The organism is Streptomyces massasporeus (assembly GCF_014648995.1).
Classification (GTDB): Bacteria; Actinomycetota; Actinomycetes; order Streptomycetales; family Streptomycetaceae; genus Streptomyces; species Streptomyces massasporeus.
Map to the genome: position 1 here is coordinate 129,770 of NZ_BMSE01000004.1, position 25,996 is coordinate 155,765.

A 25,996-nucleotide genomic window follows, 5' to 3' on the forward strand; every position below is an offset into this window, starting at 1 on the left:
CACGTGACGAACCGAGAGCGCCCGGGGAGATCTCCCCGGGCGCTCTCGGCATGTCAGCGTCGGCGTGCCAGGGACAGGGTGCGCTGGGCCGCAGTCACCACCGCCGCGTCGACGAAGCGGCCGTCCGGCAGGGCCTGGGCGCCCCGATCCGTGGCGGCGGCCTTGAGCACCGTCTCCGCCCGCTCGATCTCCGCCTCGGTGGGCAGATAGGCGCGTTCGATCACCGCGAGCTGACGGGGGTGGATCGCGGCCCGGCCGAGGAACCCCAGGGCGCGGCCGTGGGCGCAGGAGGCCGCCAGCCCGTCCAGGTCGCGGGTGTCCGGGTGGACGGACTGGGGAGGAGGGGGCAGACCGGCGGCCCGGGCCGCCACGACCACCCGGGAGCGGGGCCAGTCGAGGCCGCTGTCGTCGCGCACACCGAGATCGGCCCGCAGGTCGGCTTCACCGAGTGCGATGCCGCGCAGGTTCGGATGGGCGCCGGCGATGGCGTACGCCTGCTCCACGGCGAGGGCCGTCTCCAGCAGGGCGTACAGGTCGGCCCGAGCGGCCCGGCGTGCCACGTGGGCGACCTCGGCGGGTGAGGTGATCTTGGCGAGGCGGAGACCGGAGAGCCCGGGAGCCGGGGCCAGGGCCGCGATGTCGCGCTCGCCCCAGGGGCTGTCCAGGGCGTTGACACGGACATGGACCGGGACGGCCGGCGGGTGTTCGAGCAGGTCGGCGGTGGCGGCGCGGGCGTAGTCCTTGCGGTCGGAGGCGACCGCGTCCTCCAGGTCGACGACGACAACGTCGGCGCCGGAGGCCAGGGCCTTCGCGACCACCTGAGGGCGGTCACCCGGGGCGTAGAGCCAGGTGAGCGGGTACGCCGTCACAGGGCGCCCTCCGCGCGCAGTGCCGTGACGTCGTCCGGGGTCAGGCCCAGCTCGGTCAGGATCTCCTCGGTGTCGGCGCCGTGCGGGCGGCCGGCCCAGCGGATCGCGCCGGGCGTGGCGGAGAGCCGGAAGAGGACGTTCTGCATCCGCAGCGGGCCGAGTTCGGGGTCGTCGACGGTGGTGATGGTGCCCAGGGCCTGGTACTGCGGGTCCGCCATCACGTCCCGGACGTCCTGGACCGGGGCCACCGCCGCCTCGGCCTTCTCGAAGGCGGCCATGACGTCGGTGCGGGTGCGCGCGGCGATCCAGCCGCCGACCGCCTCGTCCAGGACGTCCGCGTGCCGGGCGCGCTCGGCGCCCGAGGCGAACCAGGGCTCGTCGATCAGTTCCGGGCGCCCGACCAGGTGCATCACGCGTTCCGCGACCGACTGCGCCGAGGTGGAGACGGCGACCCAGGTGCCGTCCGCGGTGCGGTAGACGCCGCGCGGGGCGTTGTTGGGGGAGCGGTTGCCGGTGCGGGGCTGCACATGGCCGAGTTGGTCGTACCAGAGGGGCTGGGGGCCGAGGGCGGCCAGGATCGGCTCGATCAGGGCCATGTCGACGACCTGGCCCTCACCGGTGCGCTCGCGGGCGGCGAGCGCCGTCATCACCGCGTACGCCGTCGTCAGGCCCGCGATGGAGTCGGCCAGGCCGAACGGCGGGAGGGTCGGGGGCGAGTCCGGTTCGCCGGTCATCGCGGCGAAGCCGCTCATCGCCTCGGCGAGGGTGCCGAAGCCGGGGCGATGAGCGTAGGGGCCGAACTGGCCGAAGCCGGTGACACGGGCCAGGACCAGGCGGGGGTTGACGGCCGACAGCTCCGGCCAGCCCAGGTCCCACTTCTCCAGGGTGCCGGGGCGGAAGTTCTCGATGATCACGTCGGTGGTGGCGGCCAGGCGCAGGAGGGTGGCGCGGCCGCCGGGCTTCGACAGGTCCAGGGTCATGGTCCGCTTGTTGCGGCCGAGCATCTTCCACCACAGGCCCACGCCGTCCTTCGACGGACCGTGGCCGCGGGAGGGGTCCGGCTTGCCCGGGTGCTCGATCTTGACGACCTCGGCGCCGAAGTCGCCGAGCAGGGTGGCGGCCATCGGGCCGGCGAAGAGGGTGGCGAGGTCGAGGACGCGGAGGCCGGTGAGGGGCGCGGTCGTGGACGCGGTCATGGGCGGCAGGTCTCCCGGTGCGTGAGGTGGGCGAGGGTGTCGAAGCCGATGCCGTCGAAGTCGCCGATGGAGGTGGCCAGCCGGTTCTTCAGGGGCGCCGTCCAGCTGTCGGGGAGCGCCGCGGGGTGCCCGGCCAGCAGTCCGGCGACGGAGCCGGCCGTGGCGCCGCCCGAGTCGGTGTCCCAGCCGCCGCTGACGGCACGGCAGATGGAGCCGGCGAAGTCGCCGTGCGCGTGGGTGAGGGCGGCGGCGATCAGGGCGGTGTTGGGGACGGCGTGCACCCAGTGGTGGGTGCCGGCGTGGGTGGCGTGGAGTGCGTCGACGACCGACTCGAAGTCCGCGTGCTCGTGCGCGAGTCGCACGGCCTGCCGGACGGCTCGGGCCAGGCGGGAGCGCGGGGGGACGACGGCGAGACCGGTGCGCAGGCAGGTGTGGACGTCGTGGTCGCCGGTGGCCGCCGTGGCGATGGTGGCCGCCGTGAACATCGCCGCGTAGACGCCGTTGGCGGTGTGCGTGAGGGTCGCGTCCCGGTGGGCCTGTTCGGCTGCCGCGGCCGGGTGGCCGGGGTTGGTCCAGCCGTGGACGTCCGCGCGGATCAGGGCGCCGATCCATTCGCGGAACGGGTTGCGGTGGCGGGCGGTGCGCGGAGGCTCCAGGCCGGAGAGGAGGTTGCGGTAGGCGATGCGTTCGGCGGTGAACGTGCGGCCGGCGGGGAGCTCGTCGAGCCAGGTGCGGGCCACGTCCGTGGTGGTGAACGTCCTGCCGTGGCGTTGCAGGAGGACGAGGTTGATCAGGGGGTAGTTGAGGTCGTCGTCCTCGGGCATGCCGTCGATGTTCTCGGCAAGGGAGGTGGGCGCCGAGCGGCGGTTCCAGGGGTGCCGCGCGAGGAGTTCCTCCGGGACGCCCCGGGCGGTGAAGTAGGTGGTGAGGGGCCAGTTGCCGGTGGCCCGGGCGAGTCGGCGGATGGCGTCGAGGGGGAGCTTCTCGACCGGTTTGCCGAGGAGGCAGCCGGTGGCGCGGCCGAGCCAGGCGGCTTCCAGGGCGTGCGGGGTGGTGGCCGGGGTGCCCACCGGCTCCGGCCAGTCGGGGCAGGCGGACCGGATCCTGGCCAGGTCCGTGGGTTCGTCGTCCGCCAACGCGCTCGGCAGATCGGCCAGTTCGTCCAGGAGGTCTTCCGCCAGCTGACGGAGGTAGCGGGACGCCGGCGTGGGGGACGCGCCCGCGGTGGCCGGGGCCTCGGGGCCGCCCGCCGCTCGCCAGCGGGCCGCGACCGCCTTCGGCTCGCGGCCGTCCTGGGCCGCCTGGCGGAGCTCGTGGCCGAGCAGGTCCTCCGGCTGGACCCAGGTCAGCCGGAGCATGCCGGGCCTCCGAGGGACGCGAAGGCCTGCTCGTGGGTGCGGCGGCGGGCCACGTCCCGGTCGAAGATCTCGCGGGTCACGGCGGTGAGGGTGGCCGCCGGTTCCCAGAGGTCCAGGCGGCTTGCCTCCGCGACCGTCTTGGCCCACTCTTCCGGGACCGGTGAGCCCAGGGCCCCGGCCACGGCTCCGGCCATCGTGGCGATGGAGTCGCAGTCGCGGCCGTAGTTCACCGCGCCGAGGACCGCGTGACGGTAGTCGCCCCGCGCCACGAGCAACATGCCCAGAGCGACGGGCAGTTCCTCGATAGCGTGCAGGCGGGACGGGCGGCGGGCGCCGAGCGAGGGGGCCCGGTAGTCGGGGCCGACCGTGTCGTAGGGGGTCACCGCCTCGCGCAGCGGGCGCAGTGCCGACTCGAAGTCCGTGTGGCGGGCCGCCTCTTCGCAGACCCGCTCGATCGCGGCCCGGGTGCCGTCCTTCGCGAGGGCGAGACACGCCGAGACGACCGAGTCCGGCGTCGCGCCCGGGGTGCACGCCGCCGCCACCGCCGCGGCCAGGACACCGGCCGCCTCACGGCCGTACGACGACTGGTGCGCGCCGGCGATGTCGAGGGCCTCGGCGTACGCCGCCCGTGGGTCGGCCGCGTTGATCAGGCCGACGGGCGCCATGTACATCGCCGCGCCGCAGTTGACGATGTTGCCGGTGCCGGCCTCGCGCGGGTCGGCATGGCCGTAGTGGATCCGCGTCACCAGCCACTTCTCCGCCAGGAAGATCCGCTGGAGGGGGAGGGCCTCGCTCTCCAGTTCCGGGATCCAGCGCGGCTCCGTCATCAGGTCCGGGACCAGATGGTCGGCGATGGCGTAGGCGTCGAGGTGGTCGCGGACCCGGGCGTAGACGCGGACCAGCGCGTGGGTCATCAGGGTGTCGTCGGTGACGTGGCCGTCGCCCTTGTGGTACGGGGCGAGGGGGCGGGCCGTGCGCCAGTCGTCGCCGTGCCAGGGGCCGACGACGCCGTGCACGCGGCCGCCATGGCGTTCGAGGATCTGCTCGGGCGAGTAGCCCTCGACGGGGCCGCCGAGCGCGTCGCCGACCGCCGCCCCGACCAGGGCTCCGGCGATCCGCTCGTCCAGCGGGGCGTTTTGGTGGGTTTTGGGCTGCATGGCCGCATCATCCACCCGGGCGGGCCGGTTGCACCGCTTCCAGGAGTTCGGCGAGTTCCACGAGGTCGGTGCCGGTGAGGCGGGGGAGGACGCAGCCGGAAAGGGTGCGGCAGGTCTCCCGCCAGGAGGCGGGGATCGAGGCGCCGCCGCCGAGGGCGCCGGTGAGGGCACCCGCCAGGGCCGGGGCGGAGTCCGCGACGCGGGACAGGCAGGCCGCGGCCGGGATCGCCTCCGCGGTGCGGCCGCGGGCGGCGGTGGCCAGGGCGAGGGCGACCGGGACCGTCTCGGCGGCGGCGATGCCGTAGCTGTAGACGTGGTCGACGATCTGGTGCTCCAGGGGCGGGACCAGGGCGAAGGCGCTGTCCGCGGCGGAGGCGAGCGCCAGGGCCTGCCGGGCGTTGCGGCCGATCTCCGTCTCCTCGGGGAGCTCGGTGAGGGCCGCGGTGACGCAGGCGCCGACGTCCGCGCCGGCCAGGGCGAGCGCGAGGGCCGCCGCCATCGCGCGGGCGCCGTGGACGCCGTCGCCGTCCTGGGTGTAGCGGGCGTCGAACTCGGCGAGGTCGGCGGCGCTGCGGGGGTCGCCGGGGTGGGCCACGGCCAGGACGCAGGCGCGTACGCAGGCGGCGTCGTCGAAGTAGTGCGGGTTGTCGTGGCCGGTGGCGGGCGGGCGCAGGCCGGTGGCGAGGTTGCCGAGGCCGGCACGGACGGAGATGCGGGCGCGCAGGGGGAGCACGGCGGACTCGATCTCGGGTGCGCGGTTCGCCGCGGCGGCGACCTCGGCGGCGAGGGCGTTCCAGGTGAGGTCGATGGCGGCCCGAGTGCGGCGTTCGCGGCTGAGGTCGTCTCGGACGGTGTCGTCGCCCGCGCGCAGGAGGGCTTCTGCCGCGAAGGCCGCCCACTCGGCGTCGTCGGAGGGGCCGAGGCGGAGGGGCTCGGGGGGCTGGTTCAGGGCGATGGGGACGGGGAGGGTGGTCGTGGCGTTGTGTTCGGCGAAGGTGTCCAGTTCGCGGGTGAGGCGCCGGGTCCAGTCGGGCATGCGGGCGGCTCTGTGGCGGGCGGCGGGCCAGCCGGCGGCGTCGCCGGCGGCCAGTCCGAGCAGGAGTCCTTCGGCCCGTCTCGGGGCCTCGGCTTCGCCTTCGGCCCCTTTGCCTCCCGCCCGCGCACCGCCCGTGACTGCCACCCGAGGGGTCCTGGTCTCCCGTGGGGCGCGCTCGCCGTCGGCGGCCGCGGGTGCGTGGGTGGTCATGTGGGGGTCTCCGATCCGTCGCCGGCGACCAGGATGAAGTCCGTCGGGCCCGGGGTTTGGGTGCCCGCGGCCGGCCGGTCCTCGTCCTCCGCCGGGGTCAGCAGGTCCGCCACGTCCAGGACGTGGTAGCCCGCCATCGCCGGGAGACATCTGCCGAGGACCGGGCCGATGGGGCTCGCCCAGGCCTGGGGGATCGCCGACACGCCCCGGGTCGCGCCCGCCAAGGCGCCCGCCACCGCCGCCGTGGTGTCCGCGTCGCGGCCCATGTTCACCGCGGTCAGGACGGACTGCTCGAAGTCGCCGTCGGCCGCCGCGTACGCGCCGAAGGCGAGGGCGACGGCCTCGGGGGCCAGGTCGGTCCAGGGGTAGCCGCCGATGACGACCGCGGAGCGGACCGCGCGTTCGCCGCGGTGGGCGACGGCCACCGCGCGGCGCAGGCTGCGGGCCGTCCAGGAGTCGTCGGGGACGACCGCGAGGGCCGCGGCCACGACCGCCGTCGACGGCGCGCCGGCCATCGCCGCCGCGACGCCCGCCGCCACCGCCTGGCCGCCGTAGATGCCCTCGCCGTCGTGGCTCACCGAACCGTCGATCGCGACCAGCCGGGCCGCCTCCGCCGGGCGGCCCGCCGCGAACACCCCGAAGGGGGCCGCGCGCATGGCCAGGCCGTCGCTCCAGGCGTGCCGGTGCTGCGCGGAGATCGGGGCGGCCAGCCCCCGGCGGAGGTTCTCCAGCGTGCCGCGTTCGCTGAAGCCGGCGCCCCGGAAGGGGCCCTCGTCGCGGTCGGCGATCCACTCGTGCCAGGCCGCCTCCACATGGGCCGGGGTGAGCGCGGAGCCGTGCCGGGCCAGCAGGAGGCCGGAGAAGATCGCGTACTCGGTGTCGTCCGTGCCGGACGGGTTATCAGTGACGTAGCCGGTGATGCGGCCCCACCGGGCGCGGATCTCGGAGGGCTTCATGTTCTCGGCCGGGGCCCGAGGGCGTCACCGACGGCCAGGCCCAGCAGTGCGCCGCGTGCGCGTGCGCGGAGCCCGGTGGCGTCCCCGGGCGCCGGGACGGAGGGGATGCAGGCGATCGATGCCATACGGCATGTGTCCCACTCCGGTGACTCCGCCGAGCCTCACGAGCCCCAGCATCACCCGGTCGACATCTGGGCGCACTGTTGATCAAGTGAGCGCGGAAGGGCAAAACCGCAGGTTAGCGCAGCCTTTCCTTGCTGGCGAGGTCGGAATTCGACGGGTAGTTTTGTTGCTGTAAAAGTCTGGAACGTGTCCAAAAGACGGGGAGTGGGGTTCCTTCCATGGCCATCATCGAGACCGAGGCGACGCTGCACGAGGCGCACCGGGACAACCACACGCACCGGGACGTGAACGGCGGCTGGCTGCGTCCCGCGGTGTTCGGTGCGATGGACGGCCTCGTCTCCAACCTCGCCCTGATGACCGGCGTCGCGGGCGGATCGGTCAGCCAGCACACCGTGGTCCTCAGCGGCCTCGCGGGCCTGGCCGCCGGTGCCTTCTCCATGGCCGCCGGCGAATACACCTCGGTCGCCTCGCAGCGTGAGCTCGTCGAGGCCGAGCTGGACGTGGAGCGGCGCCAGCTGCGCAAGCACCCCAAGGACGAGGAGGCCGAGCTCGCCGCGCTCTACGAGTCGAGGGGCGTCGAGCCGGGACTGGCCCGCGAGGTCGCGCGGCAGCTGTCGAAGGACCCCGAGCAGGCGCTGGAGATCCACGCCCGGGAGGAACTGGGCATCGACCCCGGCGATCTGCCCTCACCGACCGTGGCCGCGGTGTCGAGTTTCGGCTCCTTCGCGCTGGGCGCGCTGACGCCCGTCCTGCCCTACCTGCTGGGCGCGAGCAGCATGTGGCCCGCGGTGATGCTGGCGCTGCTGGGGCTTTTCCTGTGCGGTGCGGTGGTGGCCAAGGTGACGGCACGCACCTGGTGGTACAGCGGGCTTCGGCAACTGTTCCTGGGAGGCGCGGCGGCCGGTGTGACGTACGCCCTGGGCACCTTGTTCGGAACGGCCGTAGGATAGCGCGGCTCGGACCTATGCAAGGGACTGCATAGGTAGCCGTTACTCACTGGTTTCGAATGCGGAACCACCGGGCATGAGCCGTAAGCGCTGCGGGCAACGACGCTCGCCGCGCACCCCCCGGCGAGGCGGGCGAAGACGCCCGTCCCGCTCCTCGGGCCGATGGAAAGCGATCTGACCCGATCGTTCCGTGCGGTCCCTCCATAGCTTCCACCGCTGGCGCGGTACCCCCGCCGCACACCCGCGGTGTCCGCATGCTGGAACGGATTATCCCGGTTCCCGAGAACCGCTCCATCATGTAACCTGCACGAAATTTTGCGATCACGCGAGGGCCAACGTCGTCCCTCGGCACTTGCATATGCCAGATGACGACGACGGGAGAGCCGATGCGTACGCCGCGCCAGCCGTCCCAGCATTCCGCGAATGGCCAGAACTGGTCCTTCATGGATGCTCGCCCTGCTGCGCAGGGTATGTACGACCCCCGCAACGAGCACGACGCCTGCGGCGTCGGCTTCGTCGCCACCCTCACCGGCGAGGCGTCCCACACCCTGGTCGAGCAGGCTCTGACCGTCCTGCGCAACCTCGAACACCGCGGCGCCACCGGCTCCGAGCCCGACTCCGGCGACGGCGCCGGCATCCTGTCGCAGGTTCCGGACGCCTTCTTCCGTGACGTGGCCGGATTCGAACTGCCCGACGCCGGCTCCTACGCCGTCGGCATCGCCTTCCTGCCGGAGGACTCCACCGCCGACGCCGTCTCGCAGATCGAGACGATCGCCGCCGACGAGGGCCTCACCGTCCTCGGCTGGCGCGAGGTGCCGGTCGCCCCCCAGCTGCTGGGAGCCACCGCCCGGTCGACCATGCCGGTCTTCCGCCAGATCTTCGTCAGCGACGGCGTTTCGGAGGGCATCGCCCTCGACCGCAAGGCCTTCGTGCTGCGCAAGCGCGCCGAGCGCGAGGCCGGTGTGTACTTCCCGTCGCTGTCCGCGCGGACCATCGTCTACAAGGGCATGCTGACCACCGGCCAGCTCGAGCCCTTCTTCCCGGACCTGTCCGACCGCCGCTTCGCCTCCGCGATCGCGCTCGTGCACTCCCGGTTCTCGACGAACACGTTCCCGTCGTGGCCGCTGGCCCACCCCTACCGCTTCGTCGCGCACAACGGTGAGATCAACACCGTCAAGGGCAACCGCAACTGGATGGTGGCCCGCGAGTCGCAGCTCGCCTCCGAGCTGTTCGGCTCCGACGACAAGGCCATCGACCGGATCTTCCCGGTGTGTACGCCGGACGCCTCCGACTCCGCCTCCTTCGACGAGGTCCTGGAGCTCCTGCACCTGGGCGGCCGCTCCCTGCCGCACTCCGTGCTGATGATGATCCCGGAGGCGTGGGAGAACCACGACTCCATGGACCCGGCCCGGCGCGCCTTCTACCAGTTCCACTCCACGATGATGGAGCCCTGGGACGGCCCGGCCTGCGTCACCTTCACCGACGGCAAGCAGGTCGGCGCGGTCCTGGACCGCAACGGCCTTCGCCCCGGCCGCTACTGGGTCACCGACGACGGCCTCGTCGTCCTCGGCTCCGAGGTCGGCGTCCTGGACATCGACCCCTCCAAGGTCGTCCGCAAGGGCCGCCTCCAGCCGGGCCGCATGTTCCTCGTCGACACCGTCGAGCACCGCATCATCGAGGACGACGAGATCAAGGCCGGGCTCGCCGCCGAGAACCCCTACGCGGAGTGGATCGAGGCCGGCGAGATCGAGCTCGAGGACCTGCCCGAGCGCGAGCACATCGTGCACACGCACGCCTCGGTCACCCGCCGCCAGCAGACCTTCGGCTACACCGAGGAGGAGCTGCGCGTCCTCGTGGCGCCGATGGCCAAGGCCGGCGCCGAGCCGATCGGCTCCATGGGCACCGACTCGCCGATCGCCGCGCTGTCGGACCGCCCGCGTCTGCTCTTCGACTACTTCACCCAGCTGTTCGCGCAGGTCACCAACCCACCGCTGGACGCCATCCGCGAGGAACTGGTCACCTCCCTGCGCTCGTCGCTGGGCCCCCAGGGCAACCTGCTCGACCCGAACGCGGCCTCCTGCCGCAGCGTCCTGCTGCCCTTCCCGGTGATCGACAACGACGAGCTGGCCAAGCTCATCCACATCAACGCCGACGGCGACATGCCCGGCTTCAAGGCCGCGACGCTCTCCGGCCTGTACCGGGTGCACGGCGGCGGTGACGCGCTGGCCGCGCGCATCGACGAGATCTGCACCGAGGCCGACGCCGCCATCGAGAACGGCGCCCGCCTGATCGTCCTGTCGGACCGCCACTCGGACGCCGAGCACGCGCCGATCCCGTCGCTGCTGCTCACCGCGGCCGTCCACCACCACCTCATCCGCACCAAGCAGCGCACCCAGGTGGGCCTGCTGGTCGAGGCCGGTGACGTCCGCGAGGTCCACCACGTCGCCCTGCTCATCGGCTACGGCGCCGCGGCGGTCAACCCCTACCTCGCGATGGAGTCCGTCGAGGACCTGGTCCGCGCCGGCACCTTCCTGCCCGGCATCGAGCCCGAGAAGGCCATCCGCAACCTCATCTACGCCCTCGGCAAGGGCGTGCTGAAGGTCATGTCGAAGATGGGCATCTCGACCGTCGCCTCCTACCGCGGCGCCCAGGTCTTCGAGGCCGTCGGTCTCGACGAGGCCTTCGTCGAGAAGTACTTCAACGGCACGGCCACCAAGATCGGCGGCATCGGCATCGACGTCGTCGCCAAGGAGGTCGCCGCCCGGCACGCCAAGGCCTACCCGGCCTCCGGCATCGCCCCGGCGCACCGCGCGCTGGAGATAGGCGGCGAGTACCAGTGGCGCCGCGAGGGCGAGCCGCACCTGTTCGACCCGGAGACGGTCTTCCGCCTCCAGCACTCCACCCGCTCCGGCACGTACGACATCTTCAAGAAGTACACCGAGCGCGTGAACGAGCAGTCCGAGCGGCTGATGACGCTGCGCGGCCTGTTCGGCTTCAAGTCGGACCGGCAGCCGATCTCCATCGACGAGGTCGAGCCGGTCTCCGAGATCGTCAAGCGCTTCTCCACGGGCGCCATGTCGTACGGCTCCATCTCCCAGGAGGCGCACGAGACCCTCGCCATCGCCATGAACCAGCTGGGCGGCAAGTCCAACACCGGTGAGGGCGGCGAGGACCCGGAGCGCCTGTACGACCCGGCCCGCCGGTCGTCCATCAAGCAGGTCGCCTCCGGCCGCTTCGGTGTGACCTCCGAGTACCTGGTCAACTCCGACGACATCCAGATCAAGATGGCCCAGGGCGCCAAGCCCGGCGAGGGCGGCCAGCTGCCCGGCCACAAGGTCTACCCGTGGGTCGCCAAGACGCGGCACTCGACGCCGGGCGTGGGGCTCATCTCCCCGCCGCCGCACCACGACATCTACTCCATCGAGGACCTCGCCCAGCTGATCCACGACCTGAAGAACGCGAACCCGCAGGCGCGGATTCACGTGAAGCTGGTCTCCGAGGTCGGCGTCGGCACGGTCGCCGCGGGTGTCTCCAAGGCGCACGCGGACGTCGTCCTGATCTCCGGGCACGACGGTGGTACGGGTGCCTCGCCGCTCACCTCGCTGAAGCACGCCGGCGGTCCCTGGGAGCTCGGCCTCGCCGAGACCCAGCAGACGCTGCTGCTCAACGGCCTGCGCGACCGCATCGTCGTCCAGACCGACGGCCAGCTGAAGACCGGCCGTGACGTGGTCATCGCCGCGCTGCTCGGCGCCGAGGAGTTCGGTTTCGCGACCGCGCCGCTCGTCGTCTCCGGCTGCGTCATGATGCGCGTCTGCCACCTGGACACCTGCCCGGTCGGCATCGCCACGCAGAACCCGGTCTTGCGCGAGCGGTACAACGGCAAGGCCGAGTACGTCGTGAACTTCTTCCAGTTCATCGCCGAAGAGGTCCGCGAGATCCTCGCCGAGCTGGGCTTCCGCTCCATCGAGGAGGCCGTCGGTCACGCCGAGACCCTCGACGTCACGCGGGCCGTCGACCACTGGAAGGCACAGGGCCTGGACCTGGAGCCCCTGTTCCACGTGCCCGAACTGCCTGAGGGCGCGGTGCGCCACCAGATCATCGCGCAGGACCACGGTCTGGAGAAGGCGCTCGACAACCAGCTGATCAAGCTGGCCTCGGACGCGCTCTCCGCGGCCGGTGCCACCGACGCCCAGCCGGTGCGCGCCCAGGTGCAGATCCGCAACATCAACCGCACGGTCGGCACCATGCTCGGCCACGAGGTGACGAAGAAGTTCGGTGGCGCGGGCCTGCCCGACGACACCGTCGACATCACCTTCACCGGCTCCGCGGGCCAGTCCTTCGGCGCCTTCGTGCCGCGCGGTGTCACGCTGCGCCTGGAGGGCGACGCCAACGACTACGTCGGCAAGGGCCTGTCCGGCGGCCGGATCGTGGTCCGCCCGGACCGCGCGGCCGACCACCTCGCCGAGTACAGCGTCATCGCCGGAAACACGATCGGCTACGGCGCCACCGGCGGCGAGATGTTCCTGCGCGGCAAGGTCGGCGAGCGGTTCTGCGTCCGCAACTCCGGCGCCACGGTCGTCTCCGAGGGCGTGGGCGACCACGGCTGCGAGTACATGACCGGCGGCCACGCGGTGGTCCTCGGTGAGACGGGCCGCAACTTCGCGGCCGGCATGTCCGGCGGTATCGCGTACGTGATCGACCTGGACCGCGACAACGTCAACGTCGGCAACCTGGACGCCGTCGAGGCGCTGGACGACGCCGACAAGCAGTGGCTGCACGACGTGGTCCGCCGCCACCAGGAGGAGACGGGCTCGACCGTCGCCGAGAAGCTCCTGGCCGAGTGGGACACCGCCGTCGAGCGGTTCAGCAGGATCATCCCCAGCACCTACAAGGCAGTGCTCGCCGCCAAGGAAGCCGCCGAGCGAGCCGGTCTCTCCGAGACCGAGACCCACGAGAAGATGATGGAGGCGGCGATCAATGGCTGACCCGAAGGGCTTCCTGAACCACGGGCGCGAGCTCGCCAAGTCCCGCCCCGTCGAGGAGCGCGTCAAGGACTGGAACGAGGTCTACGTTCCCGGCTCCCTGCTGCCCATCATCAGCAAGCAGGCCAGCCGCTGCATGGACTGCGGCATCCCGTTCTGCCACAACGGCTGTCCGCTCGGGAACCTGATCCCCGAGTGGAACGACTACGCCTACCGCGAGGACTGGGCGGCCGCCTCGGAGCGTCTGCACGCGACGAACAACTTCCCGGAGTTCACGGGCCGTCTGTGCCCCGCTCCCTGCGAGTCGGCGTGTGTGCTGGGCATCAACCAGCCGCCGGTCACCATCAAGAACGTCGAGGTCTCGATCATCGACAAGGCGTGGGAGACCGGGGACGTCGCCCCGCAGATCCCGGAGCGCCTGTCCGGCAAGACCGTCGCGGTCGTCGGTTCGGGCCCGGCGGGACTCGCCGCCGCCCAGCAGCTGACCCGGGCCGGTCACACGGTCGCCGTCTACGAGCGTGCGGACCGCATCGGAGGCCTCCTCCGCTACGGCATCCCCGAGTTCAAGATGGAGAAGCGGCACATCAACCGCCGCATCGAGCAGATGCGCGCGGAGGGCACCCGCTTCCGCACCGGCATCGAGATCGGCCGCGACCTGAAGGCCACGGACCTGAAGAAGCGCTACGACGCGGTCGTCCTGGCCGTCGGCGCGACCATGGCGCGTGATCTGCCGGTGCCCGGCCGTGAACTCAAGGGCATCTACCAGGCCATGGAGTACCTGCCGCTGGCCAACAAGGTGCAGGAGGGCGACTTCGTGGCGCCCCCGATCTCGGCCGAGGGCAAGCACGTCGTGGTCATCGGCGGCGGCGACACCGGCGCGGACTGCGTCGGCACCGCCCACCGCCAGGGCGCGGCCTCCGTCACGCAGCTGGAGATCATGCCCCGCCCTGGCGAGGAGCGGAACGCGGCCTCCCAGCCGTGGCCGACCTTCCCCATGCTGTACAAGGTCACCTCGGCCCACGAGGAGGGCGGCGAGCGGGTCTACTCCGTCTCGACGACCCACTTCGAGGGCGACGAGGACGGCAACGTCCAGTGGCTGCACCTCACCGAGGTGGAGTTCATCGACGGCAAGCTGACCCCGAAGCCGGGCTCCGAGCGCAAGATCCCCGCGCAGCTGGTCACCCTCGCCATGGGCTTCACCGGCACCGACCGGGAGAACGGCCTGGTCGAGCAGTTCGGCCTGGAGCTCGACGAGCGCGGCAACATCGCCCGCGACGCCGACTTCCGTACCAACGTGCCCGGCGTGTACGTCGCCGGTGACGCCGGCCGTGGCCAGTCGCTCATCGTCTGGGCGATCGCGGAGGGCCGCTCGGCGGCGCGCGGTGTGGACCGTGCGCTGACGGGTGTGAGCGAGCTGCCGGCGCCGATCCGCCCGACGGACCGCGCGCTGATGGTCTGACCGCACCTCACCCGCGGTCCGGCCACCTCATCCGTGGTCCGACCGCACCTCACAAGACGTCCCGCACAAAGGCGTGCGGAACACTGACGGCGCCTGCCCCTTGTCCCCGACCGGACGAATGGGCGGGCGCCGTCGCACGTCCTCAGCCGTTCTCGTTCCCGGTTCCGGGTGCCTTCGCGTGCCCGTCCGGCCAGACCTGGATGTGGTCCTCCTCCAGCTCCAGCAGCACCCGGTCCGCCATGCCCAGAGCCGCGGTGTACTCGGCCGGCAGCTGGAGGCGGCCCGCGCGGTCGAGCATCGCGTACTCACGGGCCACCAGGGACTCCCGGCCCGTCTCGTCGACCTCCGTGCGGCGCAGGACCTCCGTCGAGGTGCGGCCGTCGCGGATCGCGACCGTGCGGCGGACCTCGCCGGCGACCGCCTGGTCGTGCGTGACGATGACGATCGTCGTCCCCAGCTCCTCGTTGGCCCGGCGGAAGGCCGCGAAGACCTGCTGCCCGGTCGCCGAGTCCAGCTCGCCGGTCGGCTCGTCGGCGAGGAGGACGGCGGGGGCGTTGGCGAGGGCGACGGCGATCGCGACGCGCTGCTGCTGGCCACCGGACATCGCCTGCGGACGCCGGTCCCGGCAGTCGGCGACGCCGAGCAGGGACAGCAGGTCGTCCGCCCGCCCGGCCCGCTTCCGCCGGGAGGCGCCCGCCAGCTGCATGGGCAGGGCGACGTTCTGCGCGGCCGTCAGGTACGGCAGCAGATTGCGCACCGTCTGCTGCCAGACGAAGCCCACCACCTCACGCCGGTACCGCAGCCGGGCCTTCGCGTCCATCGTCAGCAGATCGCGGCCCGCGACCTTCGCGGCGCCGGCGGTCGGGACGTCCAGGCCCGCGAGGATGTTCATCAGCGTCGACTTGCCGCTGCCGGACGCTCCCACCAGGGCCATCAACTCGCCCTCCCGCACCAGCAGATCGAGCCCTTGCAGCGCCTGCACCTCCACGGCGTCCCCGCCGCCGCGCCGGGCGAAGATCCGCACCAGCCGGTCGCAGGCGATCAGGGCGTCGTGCCCGTACGCGGGCCGGTCGCGATGCTGCGCCGCGCGCCGCTGAAGCTCCGCGAGCGACTCCGTCGTACCGCTCATCGCATGTCTCCCGCCCTGAGGTGAGTGATCGGTGTCCGGCGTCCGGCCCACCAGACCTGCGCGACGGCCACCGCCCCGGCCAGCAGCACCGCGCCCGCCGCGGGCAGGCCCAGTGACCACACGTCGGCCCGCAGCACGGCATTCGGCGCCGTGACTCCGGCAGCGTCGGCCAGGGCGAGCCGGTCCAGGTCGATGCCGGGGGCGAGCAGCCCCACCGTGGCCCGGCCGACGGCCATGCCCCCGGCCGCCGCGAGCAGCGTCTGGGGCAGCGCCTCCAGGCCGAGCAGGTGCCGCCCCTGGCGGGTCGTCATGCCGAGGGTGCGCAGCCGGGCCAGCAGCGCGGCCCGCTCCGGCGCGGACCGCAGCAGCCCGAGCACCAGGGCGAGCACCGCGTAGCCCGCGCCCGCGGCGACGGCCCAGACGTAGATCCGCTCGGCACCGGCCTGCAACGGCGAGTCGGACAGCGCCGCGCGCTCCTCGCTGCGCAGGGTCACCGAGAGGTCCGGGCCGGCGCCGCGCACGGCCGCCCGCAGCGCCTTCGGGTCGAGCCCGGGACCGGCCGCCAGCAGGACCGAGGGGCCGGGGGAGCCCTTCAGGCCCGCCGCGTCGACCAGGAGGAACTCACCCTCGGGGACGGCCGGGGTGCGGGGGCGCACGGCGGTGATCCGCACGGTGACTGGGCCGCCGTCGGTCTCGATCCGGCGCGGTGCCCGCCCGAGCCGTTCGGCGACGCCCGGGGAGGCGACCGCGTCCAGCACCCCGCCCCGGCTCCGCAGCCGGTCGGCCGTGAAACCCCCCAGTCCCATCTGCCGGGCCAGTTCCGCGTACGAGTCCGGCTCGACCCCGACCACGGCCGACGACGGCGTCTCCTCGGACGCGCTCTCCGACGCGTGCCCGATGCCCACGGCGGTGACCTGCCGTACCCCCGCCACCTCCCGGACGGCCCGTGCCAGTCCCGCCGGCAGCGGGGTGCCGTCGGTGGTGGCGACCAGCGCGTCCGCGCCCGTCGCCAGCAGCGCGGCCCGGTCCCGGGCGTCCGCCACGCCCGTCAGCACGGATCCCCCGAACGCGGCCGTCGTCAGGGCCGTCAGCAGGGCGAGCAGCGGCAGGGTGGCGACCGCCGCCGGTGAGCGGCCGGCGCGGGCCAGGGACAGGAAGCCGACCACGCCCCGCCGCCGCGCGGCCGGACCGGCGGCCCACCGCAGGGGCAGGGGGTACAGCCGGACGAGGACCAGCGCCGCGACCAGCCCGACGAGCACCGGGGCGGCGCTCACCAGGAGGTCACCCGCCCCGCCGGTACCGCGGCGGCGCAGCGTCAGGACCGAGCCGACGGCCAGCACCAGCAAGGTCAGTTCGGCGACCGCGTGGCGCCCGCCGGGCCTGGCGTGGGCCAGGTCGTCGCGCTCCCGGTGGGCCCGCGGCCTGCGGTGCGCCACGGCCGCCCGCACCGGCAGCGCCGCACAGGCCAGCAGCGCCACGGCGGACGCCCCGAGTACGGCGGGCAGCAGCCGGGCCCCGTCCACGACGAGCACGGCGAACAGCAGACCGCAGGCCGCGGCGGGCAGCGCCGGCACGGCGTTCTCCGCCAGCAGCCGACCGGCGATGCCGCGCAGCGAACCGCCCCGGGCCCGCAGCAGGGCCAGTTCGGCGTCGCGACGGGCGGCGGTCAGACCCCCGCTCATGACCACGACGACGAAGGCCACCGCGGCGATCCCGAAGGCCGCGACGGCGACGACCGGCGTGATCGCGTCACGCGTCTGCGTGTACGAGCCGACGACCTGCTCCAGACCGGTGGACAGCTGCGCCGTCGGCCCGGCGGGCCCACGCATCCGCACCAGCCCCGGCCCGTCCTCCAGGGACGCGATCGCCTCGACGAGCGCCGAGGTGTCCGCCGCGGTGAGCCGTCCGGTCGCGGGCGCGAACCGCCAGTACTTCTCCGCCTCGCCCTGCCCGCCCAGCAGCGCCGGCGCGGCCCCGGGCGCCAGCAGGACGCCCGCCTCCCAGTAGAACAGCGGCGGGTGGTTCCCGACGGAGGCCAGGGCCGGTGTGCGCAGGACCGGTTCCGCGGACCAGTAACCGCCCCGCGGGTGCCGGGGTTCGAGGACGCCGGTGATCCGCACGGTCAGCGGCCCGTCCGGGAAGCCCGCCAGGGTGAGGGTGGAGCCGGACCGCAGCCGCAGCGTGCGGGCGGTCTCGGCGGTCACGGCACCTTCCACCGACCGGGTGTCCACGGACACCGTGCCGGCGGTCGGCAGCCGGCCCTCCCGCACGGTGGCGTGGCCGGCCGCTCCCGACTGCGCGAGCAGCGTGAACCGGGGCGGCACCCCGTCGGGCCGGGGCAGCGACGCGTCCAGCGCCTCCAGGCTCTTGCCGGTCCGCACCCCGTGCGCCGACTCGGCCGGGTCCGCCCGCAGCGGGGCGGGCAGCAGGGCCCGGGCCTGGGCGTCGACCGCGGCGAGCGCCTCCGGCAGGACCGCGTTCGCACGGGCGTCGTCCGGCAGTTCGAGCCCCGGCGCCGGTGCCTTCAGCTCCAGCACGGTGGACTCGGGGGCCGCGGCGGCCACGGCCTCGCGCAGCCCGTCCGTCTCGTAGGCCTCCACGGCCCGGGGCAGGACGGCCGCGAGGAACGCCGTGACCAGCACCAGCACGCCGAAGGCCACGGTGGACAAGGGCGCGGCCCGCAGCCGGGTCCGCACCCAGGGCGCGCCCTGCTCGTCCGTCGGCATGTCAGTCCTCCCCCTGGTGGCGGAGCGCGACCGCCGGCTCGGCGCGGCGCAGCGCCGACGCGGCGGTGATCAGCAGCAGCGGGGCGGCCACCCCCGCGAGGAGCAGGGCCACCCGGCCCACCGGGAGTTCGACGAGGACGGGCGGGACGGGCCGTGCCGCGTCGGAGGCCAGCACGATCAGCGGCACGACGGCCCGGGTCAGTACGGTGCCGAGCCCCAGTCCCGCGAGCAGTCCGGCCCCGATCAGCAGGCTCTGCTCGGTCGCGACCAGCCGGGCGAGGTCCCGGCGGGGCGTCCCCAGGGCGCGCAGCACCGCGAACTCCGAGGACCGCTCCCGCCGCGCCCCCGCGGCGCTCACCGCGAAGCCTCCGGCGGCGAGGGCCACGGCGGCCACCGCCACCGCCGTCAACGCCGAGCGCGGGCCCGCGCCCAACGGATCCCGCAGCAGCTCGGCCGCGGTCTCGTCCCGCACCAGCACCTGCTGCGGTTCGAGATCGGGGCGCGCCCGCAGCGCTGCGGCGACCTCGGCGGCCTTGCCGGGGGCGGCGCTCACCCACCACTCCGTGGGACCGAGCGGCGCGGCGGCCCGCCGGTCCAGCACGGCATCGACGGCCCGCAGATCGAGCAGCAGCGCCCCGCCGTCCGTGACCTCCCCGTTCGGGCCGGTGGCGGTGGTCGGCAACTCCTCCACCACCCGGACGATCCGCACCCGCACCTGCTCCCCGGACAGCGGTACGTCGACGGTGTCCCCGCGGCCGGTCCCCGCCGCCCGCAGGAAGTCCCGGGTGGCGACGGCGGCGATGCTCCGCGGCGCCCGGTCCCCGACGGTGGCGACCCGGACGCTGTAGAGCGGGGCGGTGTTGACACTCTCGTCGGGGTCGGCGCCGGTGCCGTACGACACGGTCAGCGGCGTGGTCCCGGACACGGTGGGCTTCGTGGCGGCACGAGTGAGGACGGTGCCGTTCTCCGTCACGGTCCGGCCGCCCCGCCAGCGCGTTCCGGCGGGCGCGGGAACAGTCCGGGCGGCGCCGTCGAGGCCGGTGGCGAGCAGCCGTTCGACGGTGAACCGGTGCTGTTCCGGGCGTCCGACGGGAGCGGTGTCGTCGAGCTGGAGCCCGGTCAGCCGCAGCGGTCCGGCCGGGGCCGCACGGCGGCCCGTCGCCGTCACGTCCAGATCGAGCGCGATCCGGCGCACCCGGCCGTCCACCGGGATCTCCCCGCCGCCCAGCCGGTACGCGATCCCGTACCGGTCCTCGACGACCGCCGTCAGTCGGGGTGCGCGGCCGGAGGGGGAGGAGCCGCCCCGGGCCCGCACGTCGGTGATCCGCACGTCGAGGGCGAGCCGCCGGGTGCCGTCGGGCAGCCGTATCGCCCGGTCCTCGTCCCGCCCGGGCGGGGCCAGGGACCGCAGCAGCTTCGCCGGGGCCTCGTCGGCGAGGTCGCCGCGCATCAGCATCCCGTCCCCGGCACGGGCCGTGTCCAGGGCGAGGACCGTCGCGTCGCGGCCGCCGGAGAGGCTCAGGGCGGTGCGGTGCGCGGGAGCGGCGGCCCGGGCGCCGGGCAGCGCGGCGTAGAGGCCGGTCTGCCCGGGACTGCCCGGCCGGTAGTCGAGAACCCGCACGGAGGCGCCCGTCCCGAAGTCGGCCTGGTCGCCCTGCGAGCGGTCCCAGGACGCGCCGTGCCCGATCGCCAGCATCCCGGTCGCCACGGCGATGACCAGCAGCAGCACCGGACCCGCCCCGCGCAGCGGGCGCCGGCTGAACTGCCAGCCCGCGAGCGCCGCCGGCAGCCCACGCCCGCTCGCGGAGCGCCGTTCCGCAAGCCGGGCCGCGAGCGGCAGCAGACGCAGCGTCAGCACCGTGCCCGCCAGCAGGGCCAGCGCGGGCGCCGCGACCAGCAGCGGATCGATGCCCAGCCGGCCGGCCCGGTCCCGGCTGAGCACACCGCCGCCGCTCGCGTCGGTCTGCCGCTGAAGCTGCCAGTACGCCACGCCCGCGATCAGCAGCAGCGCGGCATCGGCTCCGGCGCGCACGGGAGCGGCCGTCGTGGTGGCACGGACCCGCCGCAGCCGTACGGGCACGCTTGCCGTCGCCGCCAGCGCGGGCCCCACCACCGCCACCGCGCACGCCAGTGCCACGCCGGCCGCGACCAGCCAGACCCGGCCCGTCGGAGCGGTGTCGAGCCGCAGACCGATCCGCTCGAGCGAGGACCACCGGGCCAGCAGCCGGGCCAGCGGGCCGGACAGCAACGCGGCACAGACCGCGGCCGGCACCGCCAGCAGCAGCGCCTCCAGCGCGGCGAGCGACGCGATCCGGCCGCGCGATCCGCCCCGGGCCCGCAGCAGTTCGGTCTCGCCGGCGCGCTCGCCGTCCAGCAGCCGGGCCACCAGCAGCAGCGCGTACCCGGCGAGCAGCACCAGCTGCACGGAGACGATCACCAGGGTGGAGCGGGACACCAGCAGGGTCCGCGCGGTCCGGTCCAGGACGTCCGGCAGCCCGGTGCGCACGCTCGCGTCGCCCCCGAGCGCCGGGTCCCCGCGCAGCGCTTCGGCTCCGCGCACGGCGTCCGCGCGGAGCCCGCCGATGCCGCCCGTGGTGAAGGTCCGGTAGTCGGCCGTCGCCACCCAGCCGGTGTTGTCCTCGGAGGTGCGGCCGGAGGCGAGCACCGACGCGTCGGCCAGCAAAGGTCCGTAGGTGGTGAAGGCGAGGGTGCGTACGCCCTGGCCGCCGACGGTGTCCGCCTGCCAGTAGGGATCGGAGCTGTCGGCCGCCCGGTACACCCCGCTCACCCGTACCCGCAGAGGTGCGCCGCCCAGCCGGTCGGTGAGCGTGAGGCGTGCTCCGGCCCGCAGCTTCAGCCGGTGGGCGGCCGTCTCGGGCAGGGCGACGGGCACGGTGGCGTCGCCGTCCGCCCGGGCCGGCCCGGGCAGGGCGCCCGAGACCAGCCGGATCCGGGACCGGTCGAGAGCGGCGAGATGCGTGAGGTCGGGCTGCCCGGCCCGGGCGTCGGCGTCCTGGAGGGAGCGGGGCAGCGCGTACGGCCCGGACCGCTCCAGCCGCCGCACGGTCACCGGCAGCCCGCCGAACACCTCCCGCGCCCCGCGCACCACGGCCCGGTGCGCCGCGTCCCGCTCCTGCCGGGGCACGTCCGCCTCGACGACGAGGGAGGCGGAGACCGCGGCCCGGCCGCCCAGGGTGCTGCGCAGCGCCGCGTTCCCGACGGAGCCGGAGAAGGCCGCGAGGGCGGCGAGCACCGAGGTGGTCAGCAGGACGGCGAGCAGGGCGGCGGTGAGCAGCAGCCGATGCGCGCGCAGGCGCAGCATCAGTAAGCCCGTCACTCTTCCCCCACCCGATGCGCGAGCCGCTTTCCCCCAACCCGGCATGCATATCACGGCGTTGCCCACCCGGAACATGAGTGCGATCGCGGGTTGTCCGGCCCTTGACCGCCCGGACCGCTTCCGTATGGGATGCGGTGATGACCGAGAACGCCAACCCGGGACCCGGCGCCGCCCTCGCCGGCGAAGCGCCCGGGGAGCCGATGCTGCGGGTGGAGGACCTGCACCACTCCTACGGCACGGGGGCCGCGGCCGTGCACGCGCTGCGCGGGGCCTCCTTCGCCGTCCGGCGCGGTGAACTCGTCGCCCTCAAGGGCCGTTCGGGCTCCGGCAAGTCGACGCTGCTCCATCTGATCGGCGGCCTCGATTCCCCGCAGCGCGGCCGGGTCGTGGTGGACGGCACCGACCTGTCCGCGCTCGGCGAGAGCGAGCTGCTGGAACTGCGCCGGGACCGGATCGGTTTCGTCTTCCAGTCCTTCGGGCTCATCCCCATCCTCACCGCCGCCGAGAACGTGGGCGTGCCGCTGCGGCTGCGCCGGACCGAGCCGCGGGAACGCGAGGAGCGGGTGGCGCTGCTGCTGGCCCTGGTGGGACTGGCCGGCCACGAGACACAGCGGCCCGCCGAGCTCTCCGGCGGGCAGCAGCAGCGGGTCGCCATCGCCCGGGCCCTCGCCAACAGCCCGGCCCTGCTGCTCGCCGACGAGCCGACCGGCCAGCTCGACGCCGCCACCGGCCTGGCGGTGATGGAGCTGCTGCGGGCCGTGGTCCGCAGCGAGGGCGTCACGGCCCTCGTCGCCACCCACGACCCCCAACTCCTCGGCCTGGCCGACCGGGTGCTGGAGCTGAGCGACGGTGCGGTCGTCGAGGACTGATCGGAGCAGTGGTCCGGTTCAGGAGTGAACGGGGCGGTGGTCCTGGAGTGATCGGAGCGGTTGTCGAGGAGTGAGAGGATGCGGCCCATGGTCGCGATCAGTCTGAGCAAGGTGCAGGAGACCGCCCCCGCCCTGGTGGACCTCTACAAGAGCGCCGGGGTGTCCCTCACCAAGCACGGCCTCGACGGGCTGCGGGCCGCGGTCTACCTGGTGGTCGACTACTCCGGCTCGATGAAGCCGTACTACAAGGACGGCAGTGTGCAGGCGCTGGCCGACCGGGTGCTCGGGCTGTCGGCGCACCTGGACGACGACGGCAGCGTGCCCGTGGTGTTCTTCTCCACCGACGTCGACGCCGTCACCGACATCGCGCTCGCCGACCACCGCGGAAAGATCGAGCGGATCGTGGCCGGGCTCGGGCACATGGGGAAGACCGGCTACCACCTGGCGATGGACGCCGTGATCGACCACTACCTCGACAGCGGGGCGGCCGAGCCCGCCCTGGTGGTCTTCCAGACCGACGGCGGACCCATCAACAAGCTCGCCGCCGAACGGTACCTGTGCAAGGCGGCCAAGCTGCCGCTGTTCTGGCAGTTCATCGGGTTCGGCGACCCGGGCAGCAGACAGTTCGACTTCCTGCGCAAGCTGGACGAGCTGGCCGTGCCGGGCAAGCGGGTCGTCGACAACGCGGGGTTCTTCCACGCGGGGGAGGATCCCCGGAAGGTCTCGGACACCGAGCTGTACGACCGGCTGGTCGGCGAGTTCCCGAAGTGGCTGGTGGCCGCGCGGGCCCAGGGCATCGTCAGGGGCCCCGGCAGCCGCTGACCGGGGCTCGCTCCCCTGGCCCAACCGCCCCGCCCCTTGGCCCACGCCCCGTTTGCACGGCCGCGACGCCGTGCCACGCTGGGAAGGATCCGACGGGGAGGCGACGACGTATGGGCGACGACGGCGCACGACGGGTGTACGGGACGGACTCCGACCGGAGACCTCCCGCCGGCAAGGGCGAGAAGCTCGCCGACTGGGCGGACGGGCGGCTCGGGCTCTACGGCCTGGCCAAGGCCAACATGCGCAAGGTCTTTCCGGACCACTGGTCCTTCATGCTGGGCGAGGTCACCCTCTACAGCTTCGTCGTGCTGATCCTCACCGGCGTCTACCTCACCCTGTTCTTCGAGCCCAGCATGCAGGAGGTCGTCTACAACGGCTCCTACACGGAGCTCAACGGCGTGCTCATGAGCAAGGCGTTCGAGTCCACGCTGGACATCAGCTTCGATGTGCGCGGCGGGCTGCTGATCCGCCAGATCCACCACTGGGCGGCCCTGGTCTTCATCACCGGCATGCTGGTGCACATGATGCGGGTGTTCTTCACGGGCGCCTTCCGCAAGCCGCGCGAGCTGAACTGGCTCTTCGGCTGGACCCTGCTGATGCTCGGCATCATCACCGGCCTGACCGGCTACTCCCTGCCCGACGACCTGCTGTCCGGCACCGGCATCCGCTTCGCGCAGGGCGCGATCCTGTCCATCCCGATCGTCGGGACGTACCTGTCGTTCTTCCTGTTCGGCGGGGAGTTCCCGGGCGAGGACATCATCTCGCGGCTCTATCCCGTCCACATCCTGCTGCTGCCCGGGATCATGCTCGGCCTGGTCACCGCCCATCTGATCCTGGTCTTCTACCACAAGCACACCCAGTTCCCGGGCCCCGGACGCAAGGAGCGGTCGGTCGTCGGGATGCCCTTCCTGCCCGTCTACATGGCCAAGGCCGGCGGCTTCTTCTTCCTCGTCTTCGGCGTCCTGACGGTGATGGGCGCCATCGCCCAGATCAACCCCGTCTGGGCCTTCGGCCCCTACCGTCCCGACCTGGTCACCACCGGCGCCCAGCCCGACTGGTACCTCGGGTTCTCCGAGGGGCTGATCCGGGTGATGCCGGGATGGGAGATCAACTTCTGGGGGCACACGCTCGTCCTCGGCGTGTTCATCCCCTTCTCGCTCTTCCCGCTGATCCTGCTCGCCCTCGGCCTGTACCCCTTCATCGAGGCGTGGATCACCGGCGACAGACGCGAGCACCACATCCTGGACCGGCCACGCAACGTGCCCGTGCGCACCGGTCTCGGCGTGGCCTGGCTGACCCTGTACGCGGTGCTGCTGATCGGCGGCGGCAACGACATCGTCGCCACCCATCTGCATCTGTCCATCAACGTGATCACCTGGTTCGTGCGGATCGGCGTCTTCGTGCTGCCGGTCGCCGCCTTCATCGTCACGAAGAAGATCTGCATGGGCCTGCAGCGCCGCGACCGCGCCAAGGTGCTGCACGGCAGGGAGACCGGCACCATCAAGCGGCTGCCGACCGGTGAGTACATCGAGGTCCACGAGCCCCTCGCGCAGGCCGAACTGCACACCCTCACCCAGCACGAGCAGCACCCGCCGTACGAGATCGGGCGCGAGGTCGACGCGGGGGGTGTCCGCCGCAAGGTCAAACGGTCCGAGCGGCTGCGCGCCCGGCTCGCGCAGGCCATGTACGGGCCCGACGCGCGGATCGAGAAGCCGACCGTGGCCGAATACCGGGAGATCACCGGTGGCGATCACCGGCACTGACGACCAGGGCCCGGCACTCCTCGGGCGCGCCCCAGGCGGTGCGCAGGGCCCGGGCCTTGGTCAGCCACAGCGACAGGCCGTACTCGGCGGTGTAGCCGATCGCCCCGTGCATCTGCAGCGCGGTCCGGGCGGTGGCGTACGCCGCCTCGCACGCGGCGGCCTTGGCGGCGGCGGCGTCGCAGGGCTCCATGGTCAGCGCGGCGCCGAACACCAGCGGGCGCGCGAACTCCAGGGCGATCCTCGCGTCGGCCAGCCGGTGCTTGACCGCCTGGAACGCCCCGACGGGGACACCGAACTGGGTGCGCTGCTTGACGTATCCGACCGTTCTGTCGAGCAGTGCCAGGCCCAGGCCGAGGGCCTGCGCGGCGGTGGCGAGGCGGGCCCAGGTGAGGGCCTCGTCCGCGGTGAGCGCGAGGAGGTCGCCGCCGGGGAGGAGCGGGGTGAGGCGGCGGGCCGGGTCGAGGGAGGGGCGCACGGGGCCGTGGCCGGGGGAGAGGCGGATGCGGCCGGGCTCCCAGGAGATCCGGAGGGCGGCCGCGTCGCCGTCCAGGGCGTACGCCCCCTCGGCGGCCACCGTCGCCATCGTCTCCCCGGACGCCAGCGCCGGCAGCAGTCGTTTCGCCGTCCCCGGGTCCGCCCCTTCGAGGAGCACCGCCGCTGTGACCGTCTCGACGAGGGGCCCCGGCACCGCGTGGCGGCCCAGCTCCACGAAGGCCGCGGCCAGTTCGACCGGCCGCGGGCCCAGGCCCTCGTACGCCTCCGGCACCGCCAGCGCGAACACGCCCGCGTCCGCCACGCGGGACCACAGCGCCCGCCCGCTCGCATGGTCGCCCCGGCTCCAGTCCCGGATCACCGCCGGGGTGTCCGCCGCCGTCAGCAGGGCGTCCAGCGACGCGGCGAAGGCCCGCTGCTCGGCATCGAGGAGGAAGCGCATCACAGGTGCCCCTTCGGTGTTGCCTGCCGCGGCACCGGCGCCCCGGGCGTCGGCGGCGGCTCTTGGGCTGAGGTCCCGGGCGTCGGCGGAGGCCCTTCGGCAGAGACCCCCGGCGTCGGCAGC

General features: G+C 73.7%; 15 protein-coding genes and 1 pseudogene. 6 read left to right on the forward strand and 10 right to left on the reverse strand.

Translation table 11 applies throughout. The features are described from left to right. Positions 1–53: 53 nt before the first annotated feature. The 6 genes and pseudogenes from IE153_RS12180 to IE153_RS12205 all read right to left on the reverse strand — a co-directional run bounded on the left by IE153_RS12180 (position 54) and on the right by IE153_RS12205 (position 6,907). The gene (locus IE153_RS12180) at positions 54–869 is read right to left on the reverse strand and encodes an HpcH/HpaI aldolase/citrate lyase family protein (RefSeq protein WP_189589730.1); all 816 of its coding nucleotides are present in this window, start codon (positions 867–869) and stop codon (positions 54–56) included. Further along, positions 866–2,065 (reverse strand): CaiB/BaiF CoA transferase family protein, encoded by a 1,200-nt coding sequence (locus IE153_RS12185; protein ID WP_189589731.1) that lies wholly within the window; start codon positions 2,063–2,065, stop codon positions 866–868. Before IE153_RS12185 ends, IE153_RS12180 begins: the two co-directional genes overlap by 4 nt. Next, entirely contained in the window at positions 2,062–3,423 is a 1,362-nt protein-coding gene (locus IE153_RS12190) for an ADP-ribosylglycohydrolase family protein (protein WP_189589732.1), read from the reverse strand. The genes IE153_RS12185 and IE153_RS12190 overlap by 4 nt, the downstream gene beginning before the upstream one ends. Next, complete coding sequence (locus IE153_RS12195) at positions 3,411–4,580, reverse strand: ADP-ribosylglycohydrolase family protein (RefSeq protein WP_189589733.1); 1,170 nt, start codon at positions 4,578–4,580, stop codon at positions 3,411–3,413. The genes IE153_RS12190 and IE153_RS12195 overlap by 13 nt, the downstream gene beginning before the upstream one ends. A 7-nt stretch (positions 4,581–4,587) precedes the next feature. After that, on the reverse strand, positions 4,588–5,826 hold the full coding sequence (locus IE153_RS12200) for an ADP-ribosylglycohydrolase family protein (RefSeq protein ID WP_189589734.1): 1,239 nt from the start codon (positions 5,824–5,826) through the stop codon (positions 4,588–4,590). Further along, positions 5,823–6,907, reverse strand: a pseudogene (locus IE153_RS12205) (ADP-ribosylglycohydrolase family protein). Before IE153_RS12205 ends, IE153_RS12200 begins: the two are co-directional and overlap by 4 nt. A gap of 216 nt (positions 6,908–7,123) precedes the next feature. Between IE153_RS12205 and IE153_RS12210 the strand changes: the two are divergent. From IE153_RS12210 to IE153_RS12220, 3 genes are all read left to right on the forward strand, one after another. Beyond that, positions 7,124–7,855 (forward strand): VIT1/CCC1 transporter family protein, encoded by a 732-nt coding sequence (locus IE153_RS12210; RefSeq protein ID WP_189589735.1) that lies wholly within the window; start codon positions 7,124–7,126, stop codon positions 7,853–7,855. A 383-nt stretch (positions 7,856–8,238) separates the two neighbouring features. Continuing rightward, the gene (gltB, locus tag IE153_RS12215) at positions 8,239–12,837 is read left to right on the forward strand and encodes a glutamate synthase large subunit (RefSeq protein WP_189589993.1); all 4,599 of its coding nucleotides are present in this window, start codon (positions 8,239–8,241) and stop codon (positions 12,835–12,837) included. Then, positions 12,830–14,293 (forward strand): glutamate synthase subunit beta, encoded by a 1,464-nt coding sequence (locus tag IE153_RS12220; RefSeq protein ID WP_189589736.1) that lies wholly within the window; start codon positions 12,830–12,832, stop codon positions 14,291–14,293. The genes gltB and IE153_RS12220 overlap by 8 nt, the downstream gene beginning before the upstream one ends. Positions 14,294–14,435: 142 nt before the next feature. Here the strand turns inward: IE153_RS12220 and IE153_RS12225 are convergent, their stop codons facing one another. Genes IE153_RS12225 through IE153_RS12235 form a run of 3 tightly spaced genes read right to left on the reverse strand, consistent with a single transcriptional unit; the run spans position 14,436 to position 21,485 of the window. Further along, positions 14,436–15,422, reverse strand: coding sequence for an ABC transporter ATP-binding protein (locus IE153_RS12225; RefSeq protein WP_189589737.1), 987 nt, complete (start codon positions 15,420–15,422; stop codon positions 14,436–14,438). Next, complete coding sequence (locus IE153_RS12230; protein WP_189589738.1) at positions 15,419–18,148, reverse strand: ABC transporter permease; 2,730 nt, start codon at positions 18,146–18,148, stop codon at positions 15,419–15,421. The genes IE153_RS12225 and IE153_RS12230 overlap by 4 nt, the downstream gene beginning before the upstream one ends. A 1-nt stretch (position 18,149) precedes the next feature. After that, a complete protein-coding gene (locus tag IE153_RS12235) occupies positions 18,150–21,485 on the reverse strand; it encodes an FtsX-like permease family protein (protein ID WP_189589739.1) in 3,336 nt (1,111 codons plus the stop codon). A gap of 137 nt (positions 21,486–21,622) precedes the next feature. Between IE153_RS12235 and IE153_RS12240 the strand changes: the two genes are divergently transcribed. The 3 genes from IE153_RS12240 (at position 21,623) to qcrB (ending at position 24,939) form a co-directional block, all read left to right on the forward strand. Next, positions 21,623–22,354, forward strand: coding sequence for an ABC transporter ATP-binding protein (locus IE153_RS12240; protein ID WP_189589740.1), 732 nt, complete (start codon positions 21,623–21,625; stop codon positions 22,352–22,354). An 87-nt stretch (positions 22,355–22,441) separates the two neighbouring features. Further along, a complete protein-coding gene (locus IE153_RS12245) occupies positions 22,442–23,176 on the forward strand; it encodes a vWA domain-containing protein (protein WP_189589741.1) in 735 nt (244 codons plus the stop codon). A gap of 110 nt (positions 23,177–23,286) precedes the next feature. Next, on the forward strand, positions 23,287–24,939 hold the full coding sequence (gene qcrB, locus IE153_RS12250) for a cytochrome bc1 complex cytochrome b subunit (protein ID WP_189589742.1): 1,653 nt from the start codon (positions 23,287–23,289) through the stop codon (positions 24,937–24,939). Here qcrB and IE153_RS12255 read toward each other — a convergent pair. Further along, complete coding sequence (locus tag IE153_RS12255) at positions 24,914–25,873, reverse strand: acyl-CoA dehydrogenase family protein (RefSeq protein ID WP_189589743.1); 960 nt, start codon at positions 25,871–25,873, stop codon at positions 24,914–24,916. The two genes, qcrB and IE153_RS12255, sit on opposite strands and share 26 nt — an antisense overlap. Positions 25,874–25,996: the final 123 nt, after the last annotated feature.

Excerpts from the sequence above, each read along its gene's own strand:
- IE153_RS12185 (WP_189589731.1), bottom strand. The coding sequence starts at position 2,065 with ATGACCGCGTCCACGACCGCGCCCCTCACCGGCCTCCGCGTCCTCGAC.
- IE153_RS12190 (WP_189589732.1), bottom strand. The coding sequence starts at position 3,423 with ATGCTCCGGCTGACCTGGGTCCAGCCGGAGGACCTGCTCGGCCACGAG.
- IE153_RS12195 (WP_189589733.1), bottom strand. The coding sequence starts at position 4,580 with ATGCAGCCCAAAACCCACCAAAACGCCCCGCTGGACGAGCGGATCGCC.
- IE153_RS12200 (WP_189589734.1), bottom strand. The coding sequence starts at position 5,826 with ATGACCACCCACGCACCCGCGGCCGCCGACGGCGAGCGCGCCCCACGG.
- IE153_RS12210 (WP_189589735.1), top strand. The coding sequence starts at position 7,124 with ATGGCCATCATCGAGACCGAGGCGACGCTGCACGAGGCGCACCGGGAC.
- gltB (WP_189589993.1), top strand. The coding sequence starts at position 8,239 with ATGCGTACGCCGCGCCAGCCGTCCCAGCATTCCGCGAATGGCCAGAAC.
- IE153_RS12220 (WP_189589736.1), top strand. The coding sequence starts at position 12,830 with ATGGCTGACCCGAAGGGCTTCCTGAACCACGGGCGCGAGCTCGCCAAG.
- IE153_RS12225 (WP_189589737.1), bottom strand. The coding sequence starts at position 15,422 with ATGAGCGGTACGACGGAGTCGCTCGCGGAGCTTCAGCGGCGCGCGGCG.
- IE153_RS12230 (WP_189589738.1), bottom strand. The coding sequence starts at position 18,148 with ATGCCGACGGACGAGCAGGGCGCGCCCTGGGTGCGGACCCGGCTGCGG.
- IE153_RS12240 (WP_189589740.1), top strand. The coding sequence starts at position 21,623 with ATGACCGAGAACGCCAACCCGGGACCCGGCGCCGCCCTCGCCGGCGAA.
- IE153_RS12245 (WP_189589741.1), top strand. The coding sequence starts at position 22,442 with ATGGTCGCGATCAGTCTGAGCAAGGTGCAGGAGACCGCCCCCGCCCTG.
- qcrB (WP_189589742.1), top strand. The coding sequence starts at position 23,287 with ATGGGCGACGACGGCGCACGACGGGTGTACGGGACGGACTCCGACCGG.
- IE153_RS12255 (WP_189589743.1), bottom strand. The coding sequence starts at position 25,873 with ATGCGCTTCCTCCTCGATGCCGAGCAGCGGGCCTTCGCCGCGTCGCTG.